7 protein-coding genes and 3 pseudogenes are annotated in these 11,716 nt (G+C 65.3%); 5 read left to right on the plus strand and 5 right to left on the minus strand.

All coding sequences use genetic code 11. From position 1 onward, the window contains the following. Positions 1–92: 92 nt before the first annotated feature. The 4 genes from FHS31_RS08140 to FHS31_RS08155 all read left to right on the plus strand — a co-directional run bounded on the left by FHS31_RS08140 (position 93) and on the right by FHS31_RS08155 (position 4,610). Positions 93–1,676, plus strand: coding sequence for an alpha-amylase family glycosyl hydrolase (locus tag FHS31_RS08140; RefSeq protein ID WP_167072856.1), 1,584 nt, complete (start codon positions 93–95; stop codon positions 1,674–1,676). Continuing rightward, positions 1,673–2,683 carry a glycosyltransferase family 4 protein gene (locus FHS31_RS08145; RefSeq protein WP_167072857.1) on the plus strand — a complete coding sequence of 337 codons (1,011 nt, stop codon included), beginning with the start codon at positions 1,673–1,675 and terminating at the stop codon, positions 2,681–2,683. Before FHS31_RS08140 ends, FHS31_RS08145 begins: the two co-directional genes overlap by 4 nt. Before the next feature lie 110 nt (positions 2,684–2,793). Continuing rightward, positions 2,794–3,234: a MucR family transcriptional regulator gene (locus FHS31_RS08150; RefSeq protein WP_167072858.1), complete on the plus strand. Its 441-nt coding sequence runs from the start codon at positions 2,794–2,796 to the stop codon at positions 3,232–3,234. Positions 3,235–3,356: 122 nt separating this feature from the next. Beyond that, the gene (locus tag FHS31_RS08155) at positions 3,357–4,610 is read left to right on the plus strand and encodes a multidrug effflux MFS transporter (RefSeq protein ID WP_167072859.1); all 1,254 of its coding nucleotides are present in this window, start codon (positions 3,357–3,359) and stop codon (positions 4,608–4,610) included. A gap of 42 nt (positions 4,611–4,652) precedes the next feature. Here FHS31_RS08155 and FHS31_RS08160 read toward each other — a convergent pair whose 3' ends face one another. After that, positions 4,653–8,831: a translocation/assembly module TamB domain-containing protein gene (locus FHS31_RS08160; protein WP_167072860.1), complete on the minus strand. Its 4,179-nt coding sequence runs from the start codon at positions 8,829–8,831 to the stop codon at positions 4,653–4,655. After that, positions 8,831–10,804 (minus strand): autotransporter assembly complex protein TamA, encoded by a 1,974-nt coding sequence (locus FHS31_RS08165; protein ID WP_167072861.1) that lies wholly within the window; start codon positions 10,802–10,804, stop codon positions 8,831–8,833. Before FHS31_RS08165 ends, FHS31_RS08160 begins: the two co-directional genes overlap by 1 nt. A 102-nt stretch (positions 10,805–10,906) precedes the next feature. Between FHS31_RS08165 and FHS31_RS08170 the strand changes: the two genes are divergently transcribed. After that, positions 10,907–11,083: a hypothetical protein gene (locus tag FHS31_RS08170; protein ID WP_167072862.1), complete on the plus strand. Its 177-nt coding sequence runs from the start codon at positions 10,907–10,909 to the stop codon at positions 11,081–11,083. Between the two features lie 117 nt (positions 11,084–11,200). Here the strand turns inward: FHS31_RS08170 and FHS31_RS08175 are convergent. The 3 pseudogenes from FHS31_RS08175 to FHS31_RS08185 all read right to left on the minus strand — a co-directional run. After that, positions 11,201–11,347 (minus strand): annotated as a pseudogene (locus FHS31_RS08175) (phosphotransferase family protein); the annotation flags it as partial. A 2-nt stretch (positions 11,348–11,349) separates the two neighbouring features. Next, positions 11,350–11,457: pseudogene (locus FHS31_RS08180) on the minus strand (IS5/IS1182 family transposase); the annotation flags it as partial. Positions 11,458–11,518: 61 nt separating this feature from the next. Beyond that, positions 11,519–11,668: pseudogene (locus FHS31_RS08185) on the minus strand (acyl-CoA dehydrogenase family protein); the annotation flags it as partial. Between the last annotated feature and the right edge of the window lie 48 nt (positions 11,669–11,716).

The raw sequence follows: 11,716 nt of genomic DNA on the forward strand, positions 1-11,716 counted from the left end.
CCGTTCGTCCCGAGCGAAGTCGAGGGACGTGCCGCAAGGGTTGCGCCAACGTGTCTCGACTTCGCTCGATACGAACGGAAGAGTTGGGGCCGATGACCCACCCCAAATGGTGGCAGTCCGGCGTCATCTACCAAGTCTATCCCCGCTCGTTTCAGGACACCAATGGCGATGGGATCGGCGATCTTGCCGGTATCGAGCGGCGGCTCGATCATTTCGTCCGCCTCGGCGTCGATGCGATCTGGATTTCGCCGATCTACCCTTCGCCGATGGTCGATTTCGGCTATGACGTCGCCGATTACACCGGCGTCCATCCGATGTTCGGCACGATGGCGGATTTCGATCGCCTGCTCTCTGCCGCGCATGATCGCGGGCTGAGGCTGCTGCTCGATTTCGTGCCCAACCATTCGTCGGATCAGCACCCCTGGTTCCTCGAAAGCCGCTCCTCGCGCGATAATCCCAAGCGCGATTGGTATATCTGGCGGGATGCCGCACCGGATGGCGGCCCGCCGAACAACTGGATCAGCGATTTCGGCGGATCAGCCTGGCAGTGGGATGCGGCCACCGGCCAATATTATTACCACGCGATGCTGGTCGAGCAGCCGGATCTCAATTGGCGTAACCCGGACCTCAAGCGCGCGATGTTCGATGCGATGCGCTTCTGGTTCGATAAGGGCGTCGATGGCTTTCGCGTCGATATATTGTGGCACATGGTCAAGGCTGCGGATTTCCCCGACAACCCACCCAACCCCGATTGGCGCCCCGGCATGGCCGACAAGGATCGCGTCCTGCAGCTGTATTCCACCGACCAGCCCGAGGTGTTCGCGATCGCCGAGGAGATGCGGGCGCTGGCCGACAGCTATCCGGGCGACCGCGTCCTGATCGGCGAAATCTATCTGCCGTACGATCGGCTGATGCCCTATTACGGCGCGCGGCTCGACGGCGTGCACTTGCCCTTCAATTTCGAGCTGATCACCGCCGATTGGAACGCTGCTGCGATCGCCAAGCTGATCCGGGACTATGAAGGCGCGCTGCCTGAGGGAGGCTGGCCAAACTGGGTGCTCGGCAATCACGACCGGCCGCGCATCGCAACGCGGGTGGGCGAGCCGCAAGCGCGCGTCGCGGCGATGCTGCTGCTGACGCTGCGCGGCACGCCGACGATTTATTATGGCGATGAGCTGGGGCTCGGCGATGTCGCCATCCCGGCAGAACTGGTGCAGGATCCGCGCGAGCTGCGCGAGCCGGGGCTCGGCTTCGGACGCGATCCAGTGCGGACGCCGATGCCATGGGATGCGAGCGCTAACGCGGGATTTACGAGCGGTGAGCCGTGGCTGCCGCTCAATGGCGATTGGCGCACGCGCAATGTTGCGACCGAGGAGGGGGATCGGGGCTCGTTGCTGGCGCTGTATCGGGATTTGCTGGCGCTGCGGCGCGCGCATCCCGCGCTTGCGATGGGTGCCGTGCGGCGGATCGAGGCGGATGGCGATGTGCTCGCCTATGAGCGGATGCAAGGCCAGGAGCGGATGTTGGTGGTGCTAAATTTAGGAGCAGAGGACCAGGTACTGAACCTGCCCGGCGAGGGATGGTCTCTTCTCTTCTCAACATGCTCCGGCCTGCGCCGGAGTACGGCGTCGCTTGAGGCGAACGAGGGCCTCATCCTGATAAAGACCTCCTTATGAAAATCGCGATGCTAGCCCCGATTTCGTGGCGGACGCCGCCGCGTCATTATGGGCCGTGGGAGCTGGTCACGTCGCTGCTGACCGAAGCCCTGGTCGCGCGCGGGATCGACGTCACCTTGTTCGCAACGGCCGACAGCATCACCGCGGGCACGTTGGAAGCGGTGGTGCCGACGGGCTATTCGGAGGATGGCACGCTCGATGCCAAGGTGATGGAGATCCTCCACATCTCCAACGTCTTCGAACAGGCGGGGCGGTTCGATATCATCCACAATCAGGCCGATTTCATGCCGCTCGCTTTCACGCGGCTGGTCGATACGCCCATCGTCACGACGATCCACGGTTTCTCGTCCGAACGGATCGTGCCGGTGTTCAAGCGGTACGAGGACCGCGTCCATTATGTCGCGATCAGCGCGGCCGATCGCCACCCGAGCCTGCGCTATGCGGATACCATCCACCACGGCATTCCGATCGAGGATTTTCCGTTCGATCCTGTAGGCAGCGAGGATCTGCTGTTCTTCGGGCGGATGCACCCTGACAAGGGCGCGGGCGAAGCCATCCGCGCGGCCAAGGCGACGGGCCGCACGCTGGTGATGTGCGGGATCATCCAGGATCAGGGCTATTATGACCGCGAGGTGGCGCCGTTTCTGGATGGCGAGACGATCGTACATCGCGGTGCGGTCGGCGGTGTCGAGCGGACACGCGCACTGGGTAACGCGCGCGCCTTGCTGCATCTGATCGGCTTCGATGAACCGTTTGGACTTTCGGTGATCGAGGCGATGGCCTGTGGAACGCCGGTGATCGCCTATAATCGCGGATCAATGCCCGAATTGATCGATCATGGCGTCACCGGCTTTCTTGTCGATGACTTGGCCGGCGCGGTGGATGCCATTGAACGCGCCAAAGATATTGATCGCGCGGCCTGCCGGGCCGCAGTAGCGCGGCGTTTCTCCGTCGATCACATGGCCGATCGTTACATTGCACTTTACAATCGCATTCTTGGGGACTGAATAATCCGCATCATCCTTCATGATTTCTTGTTTATTTCGGATGCAGATCAGTATAGGGCGAGCCCGCGGGTGGGAAATAATATTCGGTACAATCTTCAGGGAGCTTATCCGTGGCCGACGACAATCAAGAATTGATCACCCTTACCGCGGACATCGTTTCGGCGCACGTGGCCAACAATAATGTGCCGACCGCCGAAGTCGCATCGCTGATTCAGAGCGTTTACAGCGCGCTCACAACTCTTGGTTCGGCGCCGGCCGAGCCGGCCGCCGAAAAACCCAAGGGGGCGGTTTCGGTGCGGTCTTCGATCAAGGCCGAGCATCTGATCAGCATGATCGATGGCAAGCCTTACAAGATGCTTCGCCGCCACATTTCGCAGCATGGCTATACACCGGAAAGCTATCGCGAGACCTTCGGCCTGCCGCGCGATTATCCCATGGTCGCCGCCAATTACGCCGAACAGCGCCGCGCGCTCGCCCACAAGATCGGGCTCGGCCGCAAGCCGCGCGTCGAGGAAAAGCCGCGCCGCGGCCGCAAGCCCAAGGAAGCCTAAGCTTTCGCCCGTTCGAAGATGCGGTAAGGGCGCATCTTCGAACGGGTGTGCCTCCCGGCTTGCCGTAAAGCCGCCGCGGCGACATAGGGCGGCGGTGTTCCCAAGATTTCCGCCATTCCCGCATGATTGATGCGGCGCGCTCCTCCCCCGGCGGCAGCGATCCCGGCTTAAGCTTCGGCGGTTTCGTTGCCCTGATGGCCGGGCTGATGGCGATGAACGCGCTCGGCATCGATAGCATGTTGCCCGCGCTGCCGGCGATCGCGCAATCGCTGCACATCGCGGCGGAAAACCAGCGGCAGTGGGTCATCTCCGCCTATGTGATCGGCTTCGGCGTCGCCCAGATCGGCTGGGGATCGTTCGCGGATGCCTATGGGCGCAAGCCGATCGTTGTCGCCAGCCTGCTGCTGTTTGCGCTGTTCAGCCTGATTATCGTGCTGGTGCCGAGTTTCACGGTGATGCTGATCGCACGCTTTCTGCAGGGCATCGCGGCATCGGCTTCCCGCGTGCTGGTCTCCTCCATCGTCCGCGATTGCTATTCCGGGCGGCGGATGGCGCGGGTGATGAGCCTGTCGTTCATCGTCTTCCTGGCCGTGCCGATCCTCGCGCCCGGCATCGGATCGGCAATCCTGATGCTGGGCGGATCGTGGCGGATGATCTTCCTGCTGCTCGGCGCCTATGGCTTCATCACCGCCGCGATCGTTGCGCTGCGGCTGCGCGAGACGTTGCACCCCGAATATCGCCGCGCCTTGTCGTTCGGAGGCGTCGGGCGGGCGATGGAGCGCGTCGTCACCAATCGCATGGCGATCGGCTATACGCTGGTAGGCGCCTGCAGCTTCGGAGCGATCCTGGGCTTCATCAATTCGATCGAGCAGATCGTCACCGATATTCTCCACGCGCAGCCGCTGTTCCCGATCATCTTCGCGTCCATAGCCGCCGCCATGGGCGTTGCCGCCTATCTTAATTCGCGGCTGGTGGAGCGGCTGGGAACGCGGCGCATCTCGCACGCGGCGCTGCTCTGCTTCACCTGCGCGGGCGGACTGCATCTGCTGGTGGCGCTATCGGGGCATGAGACGCTGTTCACCTTTATCCTCCTGCAGGCGCTCACCCAATTCTTCGTGGGCTTGATGGGATCGAACTTCAATTCGATGGCGATGGAATCGATGGGCGATATCGCCGGTACGGCGGCATCGGTGCAGGGCTTCATCTCCACCTGCCTCGCCGCGGTGATCGGGCTGGCGATCGGGCAGAGCTTCAACGGCACCACCGTGCCGATGTCGGCGGGGTTCCTGGTCCTGGGCTTGCTCTCGATCGTGATCGTGCTGTTCGCCGAAAAGGGCAAACTCTTTCGGCCGCAGCATTCGCCCGTCACCCAATAAATACGCGCGCGGCCAGCCAGCCGGAACGCCCGGCCGGCCCGCTCAATAATCCTTGGAGATCCTGACACCCGCGCTCTGACGGCCGATCGTCGAGATGGTGGAGAGCAGGGAAAGCCAGCGCGTGATGCGGAATTCGACGCTGGTGGCGGAATAGCCCGCGCCGTCCGTGATCAATTCCACATAGGTGCGGCGGCCGATATATTTGCCCGCCGCGACGCTGGTCTTCTGGCCGGTGGTGATATCGGCGGGGACGATGCGCAGCCGATCGAGGTGGACCGCCTTGCGCACCGCATTGATAGGATCGAGGTTGAGCCCGCCGCCGCTGCCCGAGCTGCGCAGCGAAGCCACCGCCGTCGCCAATTGCAGCGCCTCGGGCGCGGAAAGGTTGGTGATCGAGGTGCCGAACAACAGGCGCGAGAGCAGCTCGTCCTCGGGCAGGGCCGGCGTGCTCTCGAAGCTGATGTCAGGATGAAGGCCGGTGCCGCTGACATGGATCGAGGCGTTGAGGCCCTGAAGATTGGCGTTCGCGGTGATATCCAGGATCGGATCGGGCGGGGCCACGCCCGAGAAGCGAATCACGCCGCGCGAGAGATCGAACTTGCGGCCCGCGAACTGATAATTGCCCTGAACGAGATCGGCCGATCCGCCGATCGCAGGATTGTCGACCGCGCCCTTAATCGTCAGCTTGGCGCGCCATTCGCTATCGAGGCCGAGGCCGGTGACCATCAGCCGGCTGAAGGCGTTGGCCTTGATATCGAGCGTCCAGGGCTTGGTGGGGGCCGCATCCACGTAGACGTCGTCGGGCTGATTGACGTCCACCACGTTCAGATGCGCGACCTGCGCCGCCGCGGCTGAGCCCAGCCGATAGCGGCCTTTGGATAGGGCGAAAGTGCCGGCGATCGTGCCGCCGATGCCATCGGACTTGATCGTTAGCGGGCCAGTGACTGTAGCGGCGATATCGTCGCGGTTGAGCAGCTGGGCGTCCCTGGTATCGAGCGCGATATCGATGCCGACGCCCCGGGCGTTGGAGAAATCGAACGCGCCACGGCCCGAGACCTGACCGCCCCCCGCGGTCGTGCCCGCCATTTGATCGAGTATCAAACGCGAGCCATCGAAGCGTCCGCTGGCCCGGATATTCTGCACGACCGTGCCGGTAGCCGAGCTTTCGAGCTTGCCGGCCGAGGTGCTGAGCGTCCCCTTGATCTGCGGATTATCGAGCGTGCCGCCGACATCGGCCGCGACCGCGAGCGGGCCCGAGAGATTGATCGTCGGCACGCCTATCAGCCGCCACAAAGTATCGCCGGGGCCGTTGTAGCGCAGCTGTGCGAACAGCGGCGCGCGGCCGAAGCGATCGCTTGCGTGCGGATCGGATGGGAAGGGCGCCATCCGCGCCTGCGCGCGGCCGATGACATGGCCACCCGATGCCGCCACCGCGCGCATCGCCAGCGCCTGCGGCGTGAGCGCCGCGTTGAGCCCGAGGTCGATCGGTTGCGATGCCAGCGTCAGGCCCGATCGTGTCAGGCCGCGCACCGTGAGATCGGCATGACCGGAGGGGGCCGTATCGCGCCCGACCTGAAACACGGCACGACCGCTGACCTGGCCCGTGAGCCCGAGCTTGGGCATGACCACGTCGATCAGGTTGAGCGGCAGGCGATCGAGCACGAGATCGAAGGCATTCGGGCCATCGCCGAACGTGGCGCTGACGGTGGCGCTGCCGCCGCCATAGCCGAGCGTGAAGGGTGCGAGGCTCCAGCCGGAACCTTGCGCGCTCAGCTCGGCCGGCTTGGGCGCCGAGAGCGTTTGCTGATCGACTTGGCCCGCGATCTTCACGCTGATGTGCTGCGGCTGGAGATTGGCGGTGGCGTTGATCGCGAAGCTGCGCCCGCCCGCGCCCGCCATGACAAGGCTGACCGGCCCGCGTCCGCCCGCGAGATCGGTGCCGAGGCCGAGCCGCGCCAGCTCGAACCCGTTGCGCTTCACCCCCGCCAGACCGGCGGTGAGCTTGAGTCGTGTGCCGGTGGGATCGAGCAGGATCGTGCCATCGAGACGGCCGCGGCGTACGTCGATCGGCGTGGCGGCGGCGAAATGGGCGCCGGAGAAAGCAAGATGAGGCTCGATCTTCTGGATCGTGCCCTGCGGGCTGATCTGCAGCGTGCCGCCGATGCCGCCGCCGTTGACATCGAGCCGGCCATCGAGACCCGTCGGCTTGGCGAGCAGCGAGCCGTGCGCGCGCGTGCCGCTTACATCGAGGGCCGCGACGCTGATCGTGGTGAGCCCGCCGGGCGGCGTGAGGATCGCGCCGTTGCCCGCGAAGGGGCCAAGATAGGAGGCGCCAGCGGTCTTGAAGGCGAAGCCCTGCGGCGTGGGATCGAGGTTCACGCGGACATTGGCAAGGCCGAGCGCATCGACCGGATGATCGAGGAGGAGATCGATCCTGGGATGATCGATCATGCCATCGAGATTGAGCCGGAAGGGACCATAGATCGTCTGGACGCCCTTGCCCGCGAATTGAAAGCTGCCGTCGCGCCGCCGCAGCCCGACACCGGTGATGCGGATCTGCGGTCCGGTGAGCACGAGGTTCGTGAAACGGATCGTGCCATCGGGATTGCGGACCAGATCGGTCGTCAGGTGGGGCAGGCCACCGACCAGCGAACGCAGAAAGGCATTATCGAAACGGCGCACATCGGCACGGCCCTTGCCCTGGACGATCGCGGCGTGACCGTCGGCGGTGGGCACCACCGTTACCTCGCTATCGACATCGACGATGCCGAGGCCGGGGATCAAATAGCGTGTGAGCCCGCCTGACAGCGCGACGTTGAACTTGCCGGTGACGAGATCGACCAGCAGGCCGAGCTTGCCCTTCAGCTTGTCCGAATTGAGCGCGAGACTTTTGCCCTGGATCGTCTTGGCATCGATGTTGAGAATGCCCTGAACCGAAAGATTGGCAAGGATACCGCCGGCAACCGCGCCGATGCCAGTAACGCGCTGCGCCTGCAGCTTGAGGGGGAGGGGCAGGGGCAGCGGCCGAATATGGTCGGCACCCGTCGCGCGGACGTTGTCGAAGCCTGTATTGTCGAACGCGAGATGCGGCGCGGTCAGCGCGTAGCGGTATTCGGCGGTCTTGAACGGGCCCTTGAGATCGACGCGCAGGCGGATGTCCTGCCCGGTCATGTTGGGGAAGAGCGCGCGGGGCTGGAGCAGGTTGAGGTCGATCGCCAGCGGCGCGAAGCTGCTCTGCGCGAGATCGATCGTCCCCGCCGCCTTGAGCGCGAGTTCGGGGCTGAGAATGGCTAAGCGGCCGTTGAGCTTGCGATCCGCCAGCCTTGCTTCGCCTGCGATCTTGAGCCGCGGATCGGTCAGCCGCTGGAGCTTGCCCTGCAGGAAGGGCGACGGGGCGAGGAAGCCGGCAAGGCCATAACGCCCTTCGTGCGCGGCGAGCGCGAGATCGGCGACAGGCCGGTTCGCCAGCGTCATCGCGGCGCGCCCGTGCCAGACGTGCCAGCCGCCCTTGCCGCCGATAGCGAGATGCACCGGCCTGCGGCTGCCGAACAGCCCACCGAGCACGCCGCCTTCCGGCCCATCGGCATGGCCCGCCAGCGCGAAGCGATCGGCATCGGGACTGGCGTCCATATCGAGCACAACGCGATCGCCCTTGTTGGTGGCGACGAGCAGCCCGATCATCGCGCGCCTGTCTCGAATGTCGGCGCGCGCGCCGATCCGCGCTTCGGCCAGCGATCCCGCGACGCTTTTGCCCATCTCCAGCTTGCCGATGGCGAGATGGCCGATGCGGATATCGAAGTTGGGGATCAGCGGCGCGTTGGTAGTCTTGCGCAGGCGCGGCAGGCGGGCGAGGCGGACGAGATCGGCGGAAACGTCATCGATCGAGAGCTGGTTGCGCGCCCATTCCAGCGGATGCCAATCGAGCTTGATCTCGGGCGCGGAGAAGAACTGTCCATCCAGATCGTAGAGCCGCACGTCGCGGAGCACGGCGTGCGTCCAGATCGAACCGTCGATCCGGCCGACGCGGATCCTGAGGCCGGTCTTGATCTTAAGCGCAGCGATGCGATCGGTTATCAGGCGATGGCCGACGCTGGTATCGACGCCGTAGATCGCAACCGCCACGATCAGCAGCAGCGCCGCCGCCAGCCAGCCGAGCGCCCGCAATACCGGGCGGCGCTTGGGAGCAGGTGCGGGCGGTGGGGCGTCGGCCTCGTCCGTCATCAGAAGGCCTGCCCGAGCGAGACATAGACTGCGATCCGCGATTCGCCGGGTCGCCGATCGATCGGCGTGCCGAGATCGACGCGGATCGGGCCGAAACTGGAATAATAGCGGAAGCCGAGGCCGGTACCGTAGCGCAGATGGGTGAACTTGGGGATCGGCTGTTCATAGAGATTGCCCGCATCGAGGAAGGGCACCACGCCGAGGTTGCCGAAGCGGATCCGCGCCTCGATCGCTGCCTCGGCCAGCCCGCGCCCGCCGACCGGATCGCCGTTGACGTCGAGCGGACCGATCTTCTGATAGCCATAGCCGCGCACCGATCCGCCGCCGCCGGCATAGAAGCGCCGCGACGGTGCGATATCGTCGCGCGCGATACCCTCGATCGCGCCGAGCCGCACGCGCCCGCCGATCGAGATGCGGCTTGAGACCGGCTGATAGGCCGAGGCATCCAACTGCAGTTTCACATAAGGGATCTTGCCATGGAGGAAGGACATCTCCGGCGAGACGTGGGCGAGCAGGCGATAGCCGCGCGTGGGGTTGAGCAGATCGTCCGACGTATCGTAGCCGAGGCTGAGCGGCAGCGCGGCGACCAGATAGGTACGGCGGCGCGGCGCGCCGGTGGCGATGATCGTATCGCGCTCGTCGGTGGCGACGAATTCGGTGCCGATCGACCAGGTCCACTTCTTGTGGAAGATGATGTTGCTCTGCCGCTCGATCGCCGTGGTGATCGTGAAGGTGCGCGCATCATAGGCCTGATAATTGGTATGCGCGGCGGCGATCTGCGCGGTCAGCACATGATCGCGGCCGCGGAAATTGCCGCGGCGGAGCAGGGCGGAGAGCGATTGCTCCTGCGTGCCCGCGACGCCCGCAACGGTAACCGCGCCTTCGGGCGGCAGCAGGTTGCGGTGCTGCCACGAGACCGAGGCGGTCGCGCCCTCGCCGGTGCCATAGCCGAGCGAGCCCGCGATGGTGCGCGGCGGCGCACGCTCCAGATGCACCTCGATATCGACCACGGCGGGATCGGCGGTCGCGACCGGCTTGATCGTCGCCACCGAGACGAGGCCGGTGGCGATCAGGGCGCGGCGGAAATCGTCGAGCTTGGCCGAATTGTAAGGCTGGCCGGGATGGAAGCGCGCGATCTCATTGAGATGGTGGGCAGTGAAGAGCTGGCGCGGGCCGACCGGCCTGAGCTGGCCGAACTTCGCGGCCGACCCCAGCGTCACCGCCATCGCCAGCGTCGCCTGGTGGGTGATGTGATCGGCGGTGACCTGCGGATCGGCGACCGTGGCGAAGGGATAGCCCTGCTGGGTCAGCGCGGCGCGGAAAGCGATCGTGGCGGCGTTGACCTTATCGGCATCGACCGTATCGCCCTGCTTGACGGCGAACTGATCGCGCAAGGCCGGCGCGCGCGGGCCGGCGGCTTCGATTCCGGGGAAGGTGATCGCGGCGAACGTATAGGCCGGGCCGGGATCGACGGTGAGGTGGACGGTCGCGGTCTGATCGGGGTCGGCGCTGATCCTGCTTTCAACGCTGCCGTCATAGCGGCCGATCGAGCGGAGGATCTGCCGCGCGAGATCCTCGTCCTCCTTCGCGCGCAGATTGATCTGGGCGCTGTTGGCGGGCTTGTTCTCGCCCGCGTGCAGCGCCGACAGCTGGTTGAAGCGCGTCGTGAAGCCGGGGACCGCATCCGCGCCCTTGAGATCGATGCGATAGCGGTGCGGCGCATCGCTATCGGCCGTGGCGGCGGCCGAGGGTTTCTCGTCGCTGCTGGCGGCGGCGTTGAGATCGGGCCAGGCGACGCCGAGATCGGGCAGCGGCGCCATCGGGCTTGCAGGATCGAGCGTCGGCCCCGCCACGGGCGCGGCAGCCGGGGACGGCGCGGGCGCGCTTGGCGAGACCTGCCCAAAGGCAGGCGTCATCATCAGGGCGGTCACGGCGACCGCGCCTGCGACCATCCGCGGGGGAACCGGCAACATCGCGGACCTCCCTAGAGGGTCAAAGCATCGGCTGCCAACCGCTTGCTGCATGCCAAGGGCCGCGGGGTGGCGGTGGCGCGACGAGCGTGGCAAGGGGGCCGCATGTCGAAGCGCAATCCCATCGCCGCCGGCGGCCCGCTGGCCCTGATCATCATGGCCGGCGCCTTGATCGGTGCGATCCTCCACCAGCCCTCTTTGGGGGTGTTGATCGGCGTCGGCCTGGGTGCGACGATCGCGATCGCGCTCTGGCTAATCGATCGCGAGAGAACGGGGGAGTAGGGATCCTACCTCAGGCCGTCACCACCGTCACACCTTGCACGCCGTCTCCCAACCCAGCGCAGCGCTTATCGGCAGATCGCGGACGAGCGATTTGGCGTGCGGCGATGCGGCCGCGCCCTGCGCCAGCCGCTCCATCGCCGGATCGCGACCAGCGGCCTCCTCCTCAAGATACTGGCCTGACCGTCTGCCGATCTGACGCTCGAAATAATTGCCGGGGCGGCCATATGCGCCAAGGCCGATCGCTGCGTGATCGATCGTATGAAGCTGCCGTTCAGCACCCCCCGATCATCGACCCTTGGAACTCCCCTCGGCTTGTTCGGCGGCAATGGCGCGATCACGCGCCACTCGAAATCGGTCAGATCATAGCGCCTCATGCTGCAACGCTGAACCAAATCAAGGCCGCTTTGGGAATCCCATTCATGGGTTCAGGACCTAATCATAAACGCGAAAAGCGCGGATTTCGCGGAATGCCTGCTCGACGATCGTATCCTGCGTGACACCCGTGCCACCCGTCACCTGCATGCAACGATCCGTCACGCGGAACAGGCCATCGGAAACCGCGACCTTGGTCAATCGAACTCTCGGCCGCGCACAAACGGAGTCTTGTTATTGAAGCAGCCAACACCGCGCAGA

It is taken from the genome of Sphingomonas vulcanisoli (assembly GCF_011761305.1).
Taxonomy (GTDB): domain Bacteria; phylum Pseudomonadota; class Alphaproteobacteria; order Sphingomonadales; family Sphingomonadaceae; genus Sphingomonas_I; species Sphingomonas_I vulcanisoli.

What these genes read in the sequence shown, in the direction of transcription:
- FHS31_RS08160 (WP_167072860.1), bottom strand. Translation starts at nt 8,831, where the DNA reads ATGACGGACGAGGCCGACGCCCCACCGCCCGCACCTGCTCCCAAGCGC.
- FHS31_RS08140 (WP_167072856.1), top strand. Translation starts at nt 93, where the DNA reads ATGACCCACCCCAAATGGTGGCAGTCCGGCGTCATCTACCAAGTCTAT.
- FHS31_RS08165 (WP_167072861.1), bottom strand. Translation starts at nt 10,804, where the DNA reads ATGTTGCCGGTTCCCCCGCGGATGGTCGCAGGCGCGGTCGCCGTGACC.
- FHS31_RS08155 (WP_167072859.1), top strand. Translation starts at nt 3,357, where the DNA reads ATGATTGATGCGGCGCGCTCCTCCCCCGGCGGCAGCGATCCCGGCTTA.
- FHS31_RS08170 (WP_167072862.1), top strand. Translation starts at nt 10,907, where the DNA reads ATGTCGAAGCGCAATCCCATCGCCGCCGGCGGCCCGCTGGCCCTGATC.
- FHS31_RS08145 (WP_167072857.1), top strand. Translation starts at nt 1,673, where the DNA reads ATGAAAATCGCGATGCTAGCCCCGATTTCGTGGCGGACGCCGCCGCGT.